13 protein-coding genes and 3 pseudogenes are annotated in these 15,892 nt (G+C 67.9%); 12 read left to right on the top strand and 4 right to left on the bottom strand.

Features of this window, described 5'->3' with window-relative positions; all coding sequences use genetic code 11:
• Window positions 1–358: 358 nt before the first annotated feature.
• A pseudogene (locus tag E6R60_RS15495) lies at window positions 359–871 on the top strand (ATP-binding protein); the annotation flags it as partial.
• 474 nt (window positions 872–1,345) lie between these two features.
• Window positions 1,346–1,894, top strand: a complete 549-nt coding sequence (locus E6R60_RS15490; protein WP_168713613.1) for a DUF4262 domain-containing protein — start codon at window positions 1,346–1,348, stop codon at window positions 1,892–1,894.
• 45 nt (window positions 1,895–1,939) lie between these two features.
• Here E6R60_RS15490 and E6R60_RS15485 read toward each other — a convergent pair whose 3' ends face one another.
• Window positions 1,940–3,532: an ISL3 family transposase gene (locus tag E6R60_RS15485; RefSeq protein ID WP_240802574.1), complete on the bottom strand. Its 1,593-nt coding sequence runs from the start codon at window positions 3,530–3,532 to the stop codon at window positions 1,940–1,942.
• A 559-nt stretch (window positions 3,533–4,091) separates the two neighbouring features.
• On the opposite strand from E6R60_RS15485, the gene E6R60_RS15480 reads away from it, so the two are divergent.
• The 3 genes from E6R60_RS15480 to E6R60_RS15470 all read left to right on the top strand — a co-directional run bounded on the left by E6R60_RS15480 (window position 4,092) and on the right by E6R60_RS15470 (window position 6,862).
• On the top strand, window positions 4,092–5,408 hold the full coding sequence (locus tag E6R60_RS15480) for an ISL3 family transposase (RefSeq protein ID WP_240802573.1): 1,317 nt from the start codon (window positions 4,092–4,094) through the stop codon (window positions 5,406–5,408).
• 168 nt (window positions 5,409–5,576) lie between these two features.
• Window positions 5,577–6,269 (top strand): SMI1/KNR4 family protein, encoded by a 693-nt coding sequence (locus E6R60_RS15475; protein ID WP_136327098.1) that lies wholly within the window; start codon window positions 5,577–5,579, stop codon window positions 6,267–6,269.
• A 212-nt stretch (window positions 6,270–6,481) separates the two neighbouring features.
• A complete protein-coding gene (locus E6R60_RS15470) occupies window positions 6,482–6,862 on the top strand; it encodes a hypothetical protein (RefSeq protein ID WP_136327097.1) in 381 nt (126 codons plus the stop codon).
• A gap of 398 nt (window positions 6,863–7,260) precedes the next feature.
• Here the strand turns inward: E6R60_RS15470 and E6R60_RS15465 are convergent, their stop codons facing one another.
• Complete coding sequence (locus tag E6R60_RS15465; protein ID WP_136327096.1) at window positions 7,261–7,677, bottom strand: hypothetical protein; 417 nt, start codon at window positions 7,675–7,677, stop codon at window positions 7,261–7,263.
• The gene (locus tag E6R60_RS15460; RefSeq protein WP_136327095.1) at window positions 7,670–7,861 is read right to left on the bottom strand and encodes a hypothetical protein; all 192 of its coding nucleotides are present in this window, start codon (window positions 7,859–7,861) and stop codon (window positions 7,670–7,672) included. Before E6R60_RS15460 ends, E6R60_RS15465 begins: the two co-directional genes overlap by 8 nt.
• Before the next feature lie 834 nt (window positions 7,862–8,695).
• On the opposite strand from E6R60_RS15460, the gene E6R60_RS15450 reads away from it, so the two are divergent.
• The 5 genes and pseudogenes from E6R60_RS15450 to E6R60_RS15430 all read left to right on the top strand — a co-directional run bounded on the left by E6R60_RS15450 (window position 8,696) and on the right by E6R60_RS15430 (window position 12,352).
• Window positions 8,696–8,920, top strand: coding sequence for a hypothetical protein (locus E6R60_RS15450; RefSeq protein ID WP_136327094.1), 225 nt, complete (start codon window positions 8,696–8,698; stop codon window positions 8,918–8,920).
• A gap of 175 nt (window positions 8,921–9,095) precedes the next feature.
• A pseudogene (locus E6R60_RS15445) lies at window positions 9,096–9,888 on the top strand (ATP-binding cassette domain-containing protein); the annotation flags it as partial.
• Window positions 9,889–10,546: 658 nt separating this feature from the next.
• A complete protein-coding gene (locus E6R60_RS15440; RefSeq protein ID WP_136327093.1) occupies window positions 10,547–11,032 on the top strand; it encodes a potassium channel family protein in 486 nt (161 codons plus the stop codon).
• Window positions 11,033–11,277: 245 nt separating this feature from the next.
• Entirely contained in the window at window positions 11,278–11,598 is a 321-nt protein-coding gene (locus E6R60_RS15435; protein ID WP_136327133.1) for a hypothetical protein, read from the top strand.
• Window positions 11,599–11,890: 292 nt separating this feature from the next.
• Complete coding sequence (locus E6R60_RS15430) at window positions 11,891–12,352, top strand: hypothetical protein (RefSeq protein WP_136327092.1); 462 nt, start codon at window positions 11,891–11,893, stop codon at window positions 12,350–12,352.
• A 178-nt stretch (window positions 12,353–12,530) separates the two neighbouring features.
• Here E6R60_RS15430 and E6R60_RS15425 read toward each other — a convergent pair whose 3' ends face one another.
• Window positions 12,531–12,803 (bottom strand): DUF3253 domain-containing protein, encoded by a 273-nt coding sequence (locus E6R60_RS15425; RefSeq protein ID WP_136327091.1) that lies wholly within the window; start codon window positions 12,801–12,803, stop codon window positions 12,531–12,533.
• A 956-nt stretch (window positions 12,804–13,759) separates the two neighbouring features.
• Here E6R60_RS15425 and E6R60_RS15415 point away from each other — a divergent pair.
• Both E6R60_RS15415 and istA read left to right on the top strand, forming a co-directional pair.
• Window positions 13,760–14,365, top strand: coding sequence for a class I SAM-dependent methyltransferase (locus E6R60_RS15415; RefSeq protein WP_136327090.1), 606 nt, complete (start codon window positions 13,760–13,762; stop codon window positions 14,363–14,365).
• A 358-nt stretch (window positions 14,366–14,723) separates the two neighbouring features.
• Window positions 14,724–15,789: pseudogene (istA, locus tag E6R60_RS15410) on the top strand (IS21 family transposase); the annotation flags it as partial.
• Window positions 15,790–15,892: the final 103 nt, after the last annotated feature.

Below are 15,892 nucleotides of genomic sequence, written 5' to 3'. Positions count from 1 at the left end.
GCGCAGCCAACTCCCCCGCAACCAACATGCCGACCGGACCACCCCCCACCACCAACACCTGCGCACACACACGCCCACCCATCCCCAACCTCCCCCTCCATCACGCCCGGAACAACCCGGCCACCAAAAAATATACCGGTTGGACGGTTCTTTGCAACGGGCCCACGGGCCCTCCCACCCCACCCCAAAAACAGGAACCTCACCCCAAACAAACAAAACGACTCACAAACGAAAGACACGGAGACGAAGAACGAAGAACGAAGGGGCGAAGAGGGGTGGGGCGAGGGGGTGAGCGAACGGCGAAGGGGGTGAGCGAGGGGCGAGGGGCCCAGGCTGGCCCGGCGGCCGGCCGAGAAAAATCGACCCGGTCACCATCCACACCCTCGCCAGCTGTGAATGGATCAAGAAGAGCCAGCCGCTCTGCCTGATCGGCGACTCCGGCACCGACAAGTCCCACATGCTCATCGCGCTGGGCACCGAGGCCGCGATGAATGGCTACCGCGTCCGCTACACCCTCGCCACGAATCTGGTCAACGGACTGGTCGAAGCCGCGGACGAGAAGCAGCTGAACAGGACCACCGCCCGCTACGGCCGCGTCGACCTGCTCTGCATCGACGAACTCGGCTCCATGGAACTCGATCGCCGCGGCTCCGAACTCCTCTTCCAGGTCCTGACCGAACGAGAAGAGAAGAGCAGCGTCGCCATCGCCTCCAACGAGTCCTTCGGCGGCCGGACCAAGACCTTCACCGACCCCCGCCTCTGCGCGGCCATCGTCGACCGCCTCACCTTCAACGGCACCATCATTGAGACCGGCACCGACTCCTACCGCCTCGCCGCGACCAAAGCCCAAGCGGAGCGAGCAGCCGGCTGAAAGAGCGCGGAGCTGCGTCATGAGGCGCTGACGGGGTTCCAGCTTCGATCTCCCGCAGCAGTTCCCGTCATCGTCATAGAGCTCAAGACTGAACCGCAGACCGGACCGGGTCAGCAGCACAGCCAGATCCTCGAACCGTTGGGGATCAACAACTCCGTTCAGGAGCGTGTCCCGTCGGTCGGGTCGACCTCGATGCGGCACCAGCCGGTCTCGACCTCATGCGACTCCCACGACGCCGATCTGGAACTCCAGCCGGCCCCGATGAGCCGCTCGGCCACCAACGATGCGCTCGGGGCTCGCCAGGCCACCACACCCATTGGACCCCGCAACCCGCGATCACACGCGCTATCGACATCAAAACGCGTTTCTGGCACAGATCTTGGGGAGCCGTCGCGGAGCGTGATGGCGCTGTTCGATCGAGAGGGGCCAAACCCCGGTTGCTCGATGTGAGGGCTCACCTCGTACCCTCCGCACATGACTGATGATCCGTTCCAGTGCCGCTGTGTCCTCTGCCATGACTACGGCGACCGGGACGAAGCGGACCGCATGGATCTGGCGGTCATCGAGCATGTGCAGCAGCACGGATGGCACGTCGTGATGGTTCCCGAAGACGAGATCGGTCCTGGATTCGCCTACACGATCGGCCTCGCGCACACGCACGGCGGACCTGAACTCGCCATGTTCGGGCTCGATGTCCACGCCATGCACCGCATGCTCAACACGCTCGGAGAGAAGTCTGCCGCGGGAGAAACACTGGCGGACGGCCAGAGCCATCCTGATGTTGTCCACGGGTATCAAGTCGCGCTCAGGCAGGTCGATCGCAGCTGGCACCGGACCTTCTTCGGGCAGGCCATCGGGTTCTACCGACGGCCGCCTCTCCCCGTGCTGCAAGTCGCGTGGCCTGATGCCGAGGGCCGTTTCCACTGGGATGAGCAGGCTGACGAGAGGCATCGCGACTCACAGCCTCAGTTGTGGCTCCCTTCGCGCGACCATCCTGTCGGAATCTGGACGACCGATCTCTGATCTCAAGGGGCCGGGAAGCCGGCGAGTCGGCACCAGGGCGATGCGCTATTGGAGCAAGATCATCTTGCGTAGGAGTTCGAATCCGGCTCGGCCGTAGAGCTGTCTCTTGATCTTCTTGATGCGGTTCACGGCGCCCTCGATGCTGCCGGAGCTCCAGTCCAGAGTGAGGCCGGCGGTCACGGCGTCGAGGTCTCGGAGCAGGTGGAGTGCGAAGCCGGTGAGCCCGGGCAGCTGGCTGGCGTCGACTGCGTCGATCCAGGGAGGGAGCGTGGCGCCGAGGCGGCCGGTGAGGATCTCACCGAAATCGCGGACGTGTCCGGCCGCTATGTCCAGTTCGGGACAGCGGGCCAGGACGTCCTTGAGGCCGACGCTGTCCTCCTCGCTCAGGGCGGCGGGGTGGCGTGTGATCCACCCGGTCACCTGCCGTACCGTCGGCGGCCTCGGCGGTGCGGCGGACGGAGCCTCGCGCAGGGTGGCGATGTGTGCGCGGACCATGCCGTAGGTGACGGGAGCGTGCTCGGCGACCAGTTCGCCGTGGAGTTGGGTGACGCTGGTGCATCCCTCGGCGAAGCGTCGTTCCAGGTAGGGCTTGTAGGGGTCGAGCCTGCTGGGCCGGGGCCGGTTGTCGCGGATGGTGTCCTGCCAGCGTGCGGCGTTCGCGTATCGGAGGACGGTGTTGAGGCCCCAGCCCAGGTGCCGGGCGATCGCCCGGCGTGAGTGACCCTGGGCGAGCATCTCGTGGACCAGGGCATGTGCGGCCTTCTTCCGCTCGGCTCGCCGGCCGACCGGCTCCGCGCCGTTCTGCGGCCGATCGGAATCCGGTGGGGTGTTCTGCGGCAGCGTGCCACTGGACGACGGGTTGCGCAGGCAGTCGCGGTGGGCGGCGACGCAGGTCTCTACGGCCCGGCCGAGGCCCTGCCACAGATGGAACCGGTCAGCGACCTGCAGAGCATCAGGGGCACCGCGCCGGGCGCCCTCAGCGTAGGCGCCCGCCCGGTCCCGGCAGATGATCTCCACCCCCGGGTGGCGGTCCAGCCAGGCGGCCAGCGGCCCGGCCTCACGGGTCTGAAGCACATCGACCACGCGACGGTCTTCGACGCTGGTCAAGACCGTGGAGTAGGTCTGACCGCGACGAATCGCAAAGTCGTCCACACCCAGCACCCGCGGAGTACTGAACCGCGGATCGGGCAGTGCCATGACCCTGCGTAACAAGGTCATCCGTCCCGCACCAAAGCCCAGTTGGGCCGCCAGCCGAGCTCCGGCCCGCCCGGCCAGGGCGAGCCCGACCCGTTCCAGGGCGTGGTTGAGACGCGTGGTGAACCGAGCGTACGGGGCAGCCAGCCGGGAGAACGGCTCGGCGAACGTCCGGCGCGGGCAGTCTGCCGACCCACAGATGAAACGCCTGACCGTCAGCCGGATCACAAAGCCCTGATCAGCGAGCGGAAGGTCCTTCAGCCTGCGCTGGTAACGATCGTGGACCCGGTCCGAGAAGAGGCCGCAGTCCGGACATGCCGCCGCGACTGCGCGACCTCTCGCCACCACCTCGACCGTGCCGAACGCGGCCGTAGCCGCCTCGACCTCCACCTCGTCGATCCCCTCGAACACCATTAAGTCCCAGAACGGCGCGTCGGTCTGCATGACCTGCACCATCACGGTCCACCGCCGACCACAGCAGCGAACCGAACGCACCTGAGGGAGCGTCATTTCCGGCCGTCAGGCGACAAGGCGTACGCCGTCTCGTACGAGCCAGGCCCTCGCAATCGAACAACGATGTCACGCTCCGCGACGGCTCCCCAAGATCTGTGCCAGAACCCAAAACTCATCGATGTTGATCACTGCACCTCGGGCCAGACGCCTCCCGAACTAATCGACAAACGACTCCCCAAGAAGGGCTCTGGTCCACTTCCTGTGGGCGGGCACGCAGGGTGACTGTTGATCTTGGTGTGATGGCGAGTGAGTTCGCCCGAAAATCGCCCGGCTGGATGGTGGTGTGGTCGACAGTCCTCCGCTGTGAACGAAGTGCTGTTGAAGTTGGACGAGTTGCTATTCTCCTCGGTCGAGGGCGCGCTGGTCGAATCGGTCGAGGTGACCGACACGGTCGTCCGGGTCGAGGCCCGCACGACCGCAGGGCGGGAGGCCTGCCCGGGGTGTGGATGCTGGTCGGGGCGAGTACACGGTTCCTACCTGCGATTTCCTCGTGATCTGCCAACGGCGGGAAAGTTCGTCGTGGTGTGGACGGACCGAGCGGCTGCGGACGACGCTGGTGTCGGTTGGTCTTGCGCTCGCGGGCCGGGCCGGCGCCCGGATGACGGACGCCTTCAAGGTTCCGGTCAGCCGGAACACCCTGCTGAGGCTGATCGCCTCGCTTCCGGACCCCGCCACCACAGCACCCCGCGTGGTCGGCGTGGACGAGTACGCCCAACGCAATGGCCGTATCTACGGAACCGTGCTCGTCGACGTCGAAACACGCCGCCCGGTCGACCTCCTTGCCGACCGGGAGGCGGACACGTTCGCTGCGTGGCTCGCCAAGCGGCCCGGCATCGAGATCGTCTGCCGTGACCGAGCCCCCTTCTTCGCCGAGGGTGCCACCCGCGGTGCCCCGCAGGCCCTCCAGGTCGCCGACCGATGGCATCTCTGGCACAACCTGGGCGAAGCCGCCGAGAAGTGTGTTTACCGGCACCGCAGCTGCTTACGCCCCACGCCGGAACAGCCGGAGGGACCCCGGGAGGAGCCGGAGCCGGCCCCGTCATCGCCCTGGCCGACAGGACACCGGTTCGCCGAACGCACCCGCGCCAAGCATGCCACCATCCACGCTCTCCTCACGGCTGGTCACAGCAAGCGGTCCGTCGCCCGGCAGCTCGGGATGACCCTCAACACGATCCTGCGCTTTTCCCGCGCCACCACCCCAGAGGAGATGTTCACCGGTCAGTGGCAAAACCGTGCGACCAGGCTCGACGCCTACAAGCCCTACCTCGATCAGCGCTGGCAGGAAGGCTGCACCAATGCCTGGAAACTATGGGAGGAGATCAAGGAACAGGGCTATCCCCGCGGCTACGCCAGCGTCCGCGACTACGTCGGCAGGAATCTTCGCGGCAAGCCTCAATCGGTCGGCCCGCGCCCGCCGTCGGCCCGCGCCGTCACGCGCTGGCTCCTCACCCACCCCGACGCCCTGCCCGAAGGCGACCGACTCCAGCTCGAAACCGTCCTGGCCAACTGCCCCGAACTGACGGCACTCTCCGAGCACACGCGTTCCTTTGGGCGCATGGTCGCTCACCTCCAGGGCGACCAGTTGCCGGCCTGGATCGAAGCGGCCACCTCCACTACCGACCTACCCAGCCTCCGGCACTTCGCCCAGCATCTCGAACGCGACCTCGACGCCGTCATCGCCGGCCTCACACTGCCCTGGAACTCCGGCGTCGTGGAAGGTCATGTCAACCGGATCAAGATGCTAAAGCGCCAGATGTTCGGCCGCGCGGGATTCGAACTCCTGCGCAAACGAGTTCTGTTGGCGTGACCGAGAGTCATGCGCCCGCAGGAGTGGACCAGAGCCCGAAGAAAGGTGTTGGTCCACCTTCTGCGGGGTCTCACAAACGGTGATGCCAGTGGGCGTGGGGGCCTCGGCCCGAATGGAGCACCGTGAGATCCAGTGCCCGTGTGCTTCGTGTCCCACTAGCGTATGTCCATGACTGAGGACATATGGGCGGGAGTGAGGAAGCGGGTGCTCCGGCTGGCCGACCACCCCGGAGCAGGCAAGATTTTCGGGGCGCGAGGCCATGGCTTTCGGCTCGGTCCGGTCATGGAGGAGGAAGAGCTGCGAGCGCTGGAGGCGGACTTGGGTGTCGGCCTGCCGGTGCGATATCGGAGTTTTCTGCTCTGCGTGGGAGGCGGAGGTGCTGGCCCCGACTACGGCCTGATGACGCCGGTCGTGGGTGAAGGCGGGTGGCAATGGCGCGGCATCGGGATTGCCTTCCCCGCGCAACCGACAACCGCCGAGTTCGCCGGACGGCCCTTCGTGGCCGAGGCACTTCAGAGCGAGCTCGACTCGCTCGGGACGCGGGAGCCCAAGGAGGACGCCTTTGCGGCCGACAACGCATTCCGCCGCGCGTACACGGCCTGGGACGCGCGCTACGAGGAGCTGAGTGATGCTCAGGAGGCAGGCGCCGTGTTCCTCAGCGAGCAGGGATGCGGCTACGCATCGCTGCTGGTGATGACGGGCCCGCACCGGGGTGCCATCTGGGAGGATCTGAGGCCGGCGGACCGAGGGATCGAGCCGTCCGGGCATGACTTCGCGGACTGGTACCGAAGGTGGTTGGAGCGCACCGAGCGGCAGCTCGATGTCATACCACCGGCTCAGGAACACCCGGACTGCTCGTGAGCGATGCCATCACCTCATGATCATTCAGCCGTTCCGTCACTCCACCGCCCCCAAATTCGACGGTAACCCACCAGTTCACAAGAAGTGGACCAGAGCCCCAAGAAGTCGTCATAGCCACCAACACGATATGAGGCGACGTGACTGTTCCACCGCGGCCTGGGGCAGGGTTCTCTGGTCGTCGGACGCTCCGGCGCGGGAGGGGGAGAATCCTGATGAGCCAAGATCTGAACGCCAAGCTGTCCCGCATCTACGAACGCTGCATCGAGCAGGTCCGCACGATTGCCACGCTCGACCCGACAAAACCCGTAGAGGGATGGAATCAGTACACCTGCACGTCCGCCGATGAGTTCGCGTCGGACGTCGAGATGGCATGGATCGGGGCGCACCCCGAGCACGAGGCGCGGATCACCCACGGGGCCATCATGGGCGGCATTCCCATCGAACGTGAAAGCGTCCTGGGGGACTCGCCCACGCGTTACATCACGTACGGGCTGACGTCCTTCGCCCGTGTGCTGCAGTGCATCGAGGCCATGAGCGTCGGCCGATTCGACCCGCACGTGCCAGGCGGCATCATCCGAGACGAAGAGGACTGAACCAACCGCCGTTACTCAGCTCCACCTGGCTCCGGTGGGGGCCGCAGGTCGACGTCTGTCTTCGCCCCCCACGGCAGGCGGTTGCCGAGAAGCCTTGGAGGATCCTGGCCTGTGGCCTTGGCGAAGTACACCGTGCCGCCGAGGACCTGGTCCCCCTGCAGGACCCCCTGCCGCCCGGGGGCGGGGTGGTCAGGGCACGTCGGCTTCCCAGACCCCGCGGGCCGTCAGAGCGGCTGAACGTCGGCCCGTACGGGGTTCTCCTGCCTGTAGGTGCTGTGGGGGGTCATCAGGTCGCTCACCCGAGTTGAGCTCCGGCCGTCCTGGCCCAAGGGTCAATCGGCGCGGCAGTTGAGTTGACGTCCGGGGATTCCCCCCAGATCGTCTGCTCTTCTCCGGTCTCAGTCCCTGGGCATCCACAGGGCCGGAGAAGGGTCGGGGCCCTCAAGGGCGTTGCGGAGCTTTTCCTTCAGGGTTTTGGGCGGGGGGTGCTCTTCTTCCTGCGTGTGGACGAGGCGGGCTGTGCTCACGCGTATGTGGCACTCGCGGTGATGCTGCCTGAGCCAGACCAGCCAAGCCCCGTCCGGGGTGAGGAAGGCGCGGCGGGCCGGGGTGTCGCCGGGTCGCGCATGTCTGGCCAGGAGGGTTGGCATGTAGTTGAGCGCGGCATCTTCGGCCACGGCCAGTGCCTGCTCCTGGGGACCGTTGACCGGGTGGCTGGCCACCAGGGTCCAACGGTGCAGTTTCAACTCGACACCGTCGGCACGTCGGGTCGCACGAGTGTCCTCTTCTATGAGGACGTACCAGTCATCAGCCATGTCGGGAGCCTAACTTTTTGACGGTTTTTCCGGTGGCGGTATCGGCGGTCGTTACGGTGTCGCCGACCTTGATATCTTCGATGGGCCGGCGGGTGCCGTCGGCGAGGAGGACGCCGGTTCCGGGCAAGAAGCTGTGCCAAAGAAGCTTGGCCGCCAGAGCGCTGAACGCTACGGCCGGCTGCACCCCAGACAGCTCCTTCTGCCCCTGATAGTGGAGCGGTTACGGTGTCCGGGACACCCGTCACCTGTCTTTCGCAGGCGAGGCTGGCCCGTCTGCGGACTCAGTCGATCGGCATGGTCTTCCAGTTCGGTGAACTACTGCCCGAACTCAGCTCCTCGGACAACGTGTATCTGGCGGCCCTGCTGGCCCGTGGCGGCCGTGGCCGTGAGGTGCGCGAGCGGGCGCAGCGGCTGCTCGATGATCTGGGGGTTTCCGCGGGCTGCGACGAGCCAGGAACTGTCGGGCGGAGAGCGGCAGCGTACGGCGGTGGCCCGCACGCTCATCAACGAGCCGGCGTTTGCTGGCGGACGAGCCGACTGGTGCGCTGGACTCCGGGACGCGGGACAGGACTGCGGAGTTGTTGTTCGACTTGCCGCGGCACTATGCGTGCGGCTTGCTGGTGGTCACGCACAACCCGGCCATAGCCGCCCGAGCAGCCGGAACGAGAGCGTTGGAGCAGAGCATGCGAGTGCTTGGGTTGCTCCTCCAGGAGAAAAATGGCCGCACCAGCCGGTGTCCTCACGCAGATGGCCGGGCCGATGGCACCGAGGGGAGGGCGCCCTGGCGGCGTCGCGTTCCGTCTTGCGCACGCACTCCTGGCACATGGCCGGGCCAACCCGATGCTGTCTTGACAAGCATCCCGGTGCACACACGACTCGTGCACGAAGCCACTCGTGCTCAGTTCTTGCTCAAATACCTTCCCGTCCGACGGGTTGCACCACCATGATCAGACATGAGCCGAACGCAACGAAGTGCTGATGACCCAACCACGGCGCTGGACGTGGCAAGGGGGATGTAATGGCCAAAGCGGTGCGGGCCTCGCTGGGGGAGATGTGGATCACGTGTCAGGTCTGCAAGAGTGATGTCTTCCGGGAACGGGGGGTCAAACTCAACAGCACGGGCGGGGAGTTGTTCAATCTGGCCTGGGCTGATGAGACCGCCACTGGGCTGATCTGCCTGCACTGCGGCTTCGTTCACCTCTTCGTCAACCGGCAGATACAACTGCATCACGCCAAGGACTGATACCACGCGCTCGTGCTGGTGCACCTGTAAGTCGAGAGGGGGCTTTGCCGGCCCCGGGGAATGATGCGTCGATGCGGAGAGCATTCGCCGGTGCCGCCCAGCGTACGAAGCCGACGCGCCGGTGTGCCGCCCGCGCGGCAGCACGCCGGCCATGCCCGATCCCCCGTGGGGTGTCTTCCTCGTGGCGACGTGCGGCGCGCTGGCGTGGCTGGCGGTCTCCGGCAGGGTCGAGCTCGCGGTCGCGGCGACGGCGGTCATCGCCGTGCAGACCACGCTCGCCGCGTTGTCCCGGGTGGGCATCAACGGTGCCGCGGTCTTCCACACCAGTCTGTACCTGAGCGACATGCAGACCTTCCTCGACGATGCCGCTGCCCGTGCCCCCCAGCGCGGCACTCGCGCGCATGCCGCGCCTACCGAGGAAATCCGGCTCGAGGAGGTCCTACCAGTACCCGGGTAAGGACAAGCCCGCCGTGGACGGTGTGTCGCTCTCTCTGCGGCGCGGGCAGATCCTGGCGATCGTCGGTGCGAATAGGTCGGGGAAGTCCACGCTCACCCGGCTGCTGACCGGGATCCACCTGCCGGACAAGGGCAGAGTCACGTGGAACGGCACCGACCTCGCCGAGGTGGACCCCGCCACGGTGTGGGCGAACACCGGCCTGGTGCCGCAGATCTTCGCGCAGTGGCCGCTACGGGTCCGCGAGAACGTCACCCTCGGCCAGCCTTTCACTCACGACGACGCCCCCGTGTGGGCGGCCCTCGACGCGGTCGGCCTACGAGAGGCCGTCGAGGATCTGCCGACAGGACTCGACACCCTCCTGGCGCGGGATGTCCGCGGCCCTGCGCGAGGCCAGGGAGGGGGCCGGGATCCCGGCCTCGGCTCTCGTCCTGACGCCCGACCTCCGGGACTCCGGGACGAGCCGATCGACACCGAAGTGCATGCCATCGACCCCGACCCGGCGCGGGGCGAAGCGGCCCACTGGCACTACGACGTGCGCATCGCCTTCTACCTTGCCGACGGCGCGCCCGAACTCACGCTGCAAGCCGAAGACATTACGGGATCGGCTTGGCTGCGGTTCGACGAGGTGTCCTCCCCGGCACTGCGCGAGGAACTCACCGGCTCCGCTCTGAACGGGGTGATCGTTCCGGTGAACGCGTCCGCGATCATCCATGACGGCAACGGCCAGTACTTGCTGCACCTGAGGGCCCAGAACGGCCTCGCCAAGGCCGTCGCCCAAGAAGCGACGCTGCGCCGCGTCACCCCTGACACCCTCGACCGGCTTCCCGCCGAGTATGGACTGAGTCCGCAGCCGTGGAATCGAGTCCTACCGTCTCGCCAGCACCGGGCCTTGCGCCGAGGAGTCGGCCGGGGCCGCTTGATTACTGTCCGCTACTTGTCTCGACGGCCCGACGGCCCCGCCGGGCGGCGGCTCGTCGGCGGACGTCCTGCCGCTTCGTCGACCGTCTGACACCCCCTTGCCGGGCGCTGCCGGGCAGGCGGTCGGGGCGGTCCGCCGAGGCGTGCGACTCGGCCATGTACCGCAATCGGTGTGTGTCGGGCCGCCGGCACGCGCCTGCGCGGGTACCGTCGCCCGAAACCTTTCCGTATCTCGGTCGAGGGACCCGCCCGTGCAGCAATCGTTCTTCCAACTGCTCGGCCGTTTCCTCAGCGACCCCCGATGGCGCGCCTTTCACTTCCGGGCAGCGGTCGCCGTCACCTCGGCCACCGCCGTGGTCCTGCTGGCCGGCGCCGCGCTGGTCGTGCCGGCCGAGCGGGGGGCGGCGGGCGCCAACATCACCTCGTTCCCCAAAGCCGTCTGGTGGTCCATCGAGACGGCGACGACGGTCGGTTACGGGGACCTGTATCCCGTGACCGCGTGGGGCCGGGTCATCGCCGCGGTGACCATGCTGGCCGGGATCACCACCTTCGGGATGGTCACCGCAGCCCTCGCCACCTGGTTCGTCGGCCGGGCGGAGAAGGAGGTCCGCGAGGCCCGCACGGCCGTGGGGCGCTACGCCCGTGAAGGGGAGGAGACCGTCAGCGCGGAGCTCCGGATCCTGCACCAGAGGTTCGACCGCGTAGAGCAGTTGCTGGACCGTCATGGCGAACGCTGACGGCCCCTGCCAAGCCCGTGAGGACGCCGGACCCGACAGGATGCCACAGCGTGGCGCGGACTCTTCTCCCGCGCCAGGCAACGCCGTTCGTCGTCGGAGTGGTGTCTGACGGCCGAGGAGCCGGTGCGGCCGCACCCACCGGAACCCTGGCCGTCAGCCACGCGTTGTGAGATCGTCCGCAAGTGACTGACGTCAATCGGGCGACAACGGACTCGCTGCGGCCCGCCGACGGCACCGCGTCCGTCATGCGCTTCGCGACGGAACTCGTCGCGTGGGTGGCCACACCCTGGGTCCTGGCCGGCCACTCATGGCTGCTCGCGGTCCTGTCCGTGCTGGTCCTGGTCGGCCTCCCGACGCTGTTCTCCACCCCCGGGGACAAGACCGCCGTGCTCATCGCGGTGCCGGGCTGGGTCACTATCCTGTTGGTACTGCTCCAGCTTGCCGCGGCTGCCGTCTCCTCGTGGCTGGCCTGGCCCGCCTGGGCGGCGGTCCTTGTGTCCCTGCTGGCCGCGGCCACCCTCGTTACGGAGCAGCGGCGCTGGCGGTGGCTGGTTTCCTCGCAATAGTTCGCCGGGAGCCCGACGAACGCCCCGGGCCGGCCGGCACCGCCCGGCCGCGGAAGCGCTGAAGACACAGAGCACCATCCCCCGCTCCCCCACGGCACCGGAACGCCGTGGGGAGCACGAAGCAGCCGGCCGGCGAGGCGCAGTCGCGAGAGCCGCAGCCGCTCCCTCGTGGGTCCGCCGGCAGAAGCCACGTATGCCATGGGAGCGGCCGGCCTCCCCACCGCGCGAAGCGCCCCTCGGCAAATCATCGGAAGGAATCCGTCCGCAGGGATCAGCGGCTAGCGTCCGATCCATGACACACATACGGATGATGCGAGCCAGACGGCTGACAGTGGCACTCGTCGGGGCGGCCGCCGCGATGGTGCTGGGCATCGGCGGCGCACTCGCGGTGGCAGATCAGGACGGCGGAGAGTCCGGGCCGAGTCCTGTGCCCACGGACACGTTCGACAGCGGAAGCGCCGGAGCCACCGGCGGCGGGGACTCCGGCACGGGTGACAGTGGCTCGGTCAGCGGGTCGGGCGGCACCGACGCCACCGGCTCCGGCGGCGGAGATGTGGCGGGATCAGGTGGTTCGGACGGGGGCCCGATGCCGTCCGAGTCCCCGGGCCCTACGGACGGTCCCACGGCTCCGGCAACCCTGGACGACCTGGCCGAACGCATCGACGGTCTGGAGAAGAAGGTGGACGAGCTGCCCACCAAGAAGGAGCTGGCCGAGGCTCTCCGAGCCTTCGCCGACGCGTTGGATCACGAGTGATCCCCTGCCGCTTCCCTCGACGTCACCCCGCATACCGACGGGCGATCGATGAGGACGCGTTACGGCGGAGGGCGGTGTCCGAGGCTCGGCGGGGCGAGCCAGGACCGTCTCCGTGACAGCAGGACCCGGTTTCTGCCCTGCGGGAGGTTCCCGGAGCGCGCGGCTCACCGCCGGGATGTCAGCGAGTGCGGCGAATGCGGATCGGCCCCCGCGCCTGCTCCGGCTCGATCGGCTGACCACCCTGGGTGATCTCCACCTCACCGGCCGCAACCAGACGCCGTGCCGCCCGACGGACCGGTTCCATCAAGGCGCGCCAGCCATCGTCGTCGTGCGCGTACACGGCCCGAGCAGCGTCCGAGGGGCAGATCGTCCCGGTCGGCCCACGCTGATCGAGCAGCTCCACGATGGCCTGCTCCAAGCGCCGGTCCATGTCCCGTTCGTCGTCCGTCACCCCACCAGTCTCCCGGAGGATCACCTTGGACGCTGCCCGGGACGACCGGCGACACCGCCGACACGGTGTGGCGCCGAGTGGGACCGGCAGGGAATGGGGCGCCCGGAATACGTTGCCCGTGGTGGCTGAGCGGCCGACCGCACCCTGAACTACGTGGGCCTGTACGGGAACCACGGACTCGCGGCGGCGCGAAAGGGGGCAAGGTCGCGGCCGGTCCCGGGAGCCGTACACATCACGATCGGTCTGCGCGACGACCGCCTTCAACGGGGGGTGGGCGGTGTGGCGCGAACGGCAGGCACATGGCAGCGGAGAGTGGGGCGGACCGGAGGAACCGTGGTCAGTCTCGTTGTCGCCGGATGGCTGATCTGGCTGCTCCCGGGATCCCACCTGGCGGCCGTTGTGGGAATCGGCCCCGTGGACGGCGTCATAAAGATCTCCTCGTACTACGACGCCACCGACGTGGAGGGAAAGCAGGACGGCACCTACACACCGCGTGCGGCGGCGAGCCCCCGCGCCGGATCACGCTGGACAAGGCGGGCAAGTCCCACAAGCCCGGGAGCACCGTGGAGGTGCGGCCGGCGAGAGGCCGCGCCCAAGACCTGTCGGGTTACGCGCTGGGTAGGTGGGTCACCGTGACCGGTCTCATCCCCGGCCCCCTCCGCGCACTGGCACTGTCGTTCCGTGCCTCCGCGCCGGAGGGGAGCACACCCTAAGGGCTGTCCCGCAATTCCTGGCGGGCGCGCGACGCCAGGAATTGCGGGACAGCCCTTAGCCTCGCAGGGCCGGGTCAAATCCCCGCCCTGCCCCACTAGGCAGCTGCCTCCCGGCTCGCCACGTTCAGCCAGTGCTGCACGGAAGCTGTGCCAGAACCGGTTCTCGCGAGCAAAGCCACCCGGCCCGCCGCGTCGCGGGCTCCTGGATGCCTCGGGGTCATGCCGGCCTCCTATAGTTGCCTCATGAGCCGTTGGTCGGATTTGGCAGGCAAGGCGTCCGGTGAGGACTACGCCGCACGATTCGCGGACCTGGCCCGCAGCGGCAAGAACGTGCACGGTGAGGCAGGGTTCTGTGCAGCTCTGGTGCCTACCGGAGCGCGGGTGCTGGACGCCGGCTGTGGTACCGGGCGCGTCATGATCCGGCTCGCGGAGCTCGGGTACGAGTGTGTCGGGGTGGACCTTGACGCGTCGATGCTGGCTGTGGCGCGGAAGCAGGCGCCCGGACTGCCCTGGTTCCAGCTCGATCTGGCCGAGTTCGAGCCGGCCCTGGTCGGCGTGGCGGAGGGCTTCGACCTCGTCGTCGCCGCGGGCAATATCTTCCCGTTGCTCGCCCCCGGCACCGAGGCCGCCGTGACTGAGCGCCTGTCCGCGGCACTACGCCCGGGCGGCCTGCTGGTCGCCGGCTTCGGCCTGGACGAAGCCCACCTGCCGGTGCCGCCGGGCCTCACCCTGTCGGACTACGACGACTTCTGCGCCGGGGCCGGTCTCACCCTCGTCGACCGCTTCGCCACCTGGGACGCCGATCCCTACGACGACGGCGGCTACGCCGTCAGCGTCCACCGCCGGTGAGGACCCACGCAACGTCCTGACGCCCACGTCCCCCGGGCCGGCACGGGCACGGGCCTGGGGCCCTCAGTCTTCGGTCCAGGTGAATGGGTGGCAGTGTCGCTCTCATAGCTGTCGGCGTACACGTGAACGCACATGGCCGCGTACGGATGAACGTGCAGAGTTCTTGATGTGCTGAATGCTGGCCCCCGGCACGCTGCTGCCTGTTGTCGAAGGTTGCAGAAAGAGGTGGGCTATGGTCTTGGACCCGCAGCGCTGGCTCGAGGTCCGGCGTTTTCGCGGCTTGGTGGAGTCCGGGGCGATGAGCCTGTCGGAGGTCGCCAAGGAGACCGGGCTGAACTGACGGACGGTCAGCAAGTACCTGTCTGCCGACTCGTCTGCGCCGCCGCGCCGGACGGCGAGTGGTCAGCCGCGCAAGCGGGTGGTCGACGAGGTCGCTCCGCTGATCGACGCGATGCTGCGGGCGGAGATCCTGATGAAGGCCGCGGTGATTCACGAGCGGCTGGTCACGGAGTACGGGTTCACCGGGAACTACCAGCGGGTCAAGCTTTACGTGCAGGAGGCCCGCCCGAGGGTCGCGGAGGAATTGGGGATCGCTCCGCGGGAGCTGGCGGGATGCATCGCCGGTTCGAGGTGATCCCGGGTGCTCAGGCCCAGTGGGACTGGGGCGATGAGGGCAAGGTCCTCTCCCACATGCGCATCCCGAAGGTCTCCTCCTTCCACATGGTGCTGTCGTACTCGCGTGACCCGTTCTGCTGCTTCACCACCAGCCTGGACCTGCAGACGTTCTTCGACTGCCACCGGCGGGCATTCGCGCACTTCAACGGGGTGCCGATGACGATCGTCTACGACCGGACCAAGACAGTCGTGCGCCGTCACGTTGCCCCAGGTGAGGCGCTTCCGCTGCATCCGGAGGCGGTCGGCTTTGCCGGCCACTACGACTTCGACATTGATGTGCTGGCCGCCTACCGGCCCCAGGGCAAGGGCCGCGTCGAACGCCAGGTCCTGATCGTCCGCGACCACGTCCTCTCGGGCCGGGCCTTCTCCTGCGTCGAGGAGATGGACGCCGCCTTCACGGCATGGGTGCCAAAACGGCGAACCCAGACCACCGGACTCCCCAGCAGGTCATCGGTGAGCGGGCAGCTCGTGACCACGCGGCGCTCAAGCCGTTGCCGCCGACTCCGTATCTGGTGGCGGAACGTCACCTGCGGCCGGTCGGTAAGGATTGTCTGGTCGCTTTCGGCGGGAACCTCCACTCCGTCCCGGCCCGCAAGGTCCGACCGCGTCAGCTGGTGGAGATCAGGGCCACGAAGTCGCAGGTCATGCTGCATTCCACCGCTGCTGACCCCAGCGGCGAGACGCTGCTGGCCATGCATCCACGGGCCGTCGGACGCGGGGTCCGTGTCGTCCAGGAACAGCACTGGAACGCCGGGCACGTACAACGTGGCCAGCCAGGGTGGGACACCCTCCGCGCCGGCTTCGATCAACTCAGCGGTGTACGCCCCGCGGACGCACTGAGCCGCGCTGATC

Origin of the sequence: Streptomyces sp. A0642 (assembly GCF_004795105.1) — a bacterium.
Classification (GTDB): Bacteria; Actinomycetota; Actinomycetes; order Streptomycetales; family Streptomycetaceae; genus Streptomyces.
Note: the sequence above shows the minus strand (reverse complement) of the source record. Positions and strands in the feature narration are given on the sequence as shown.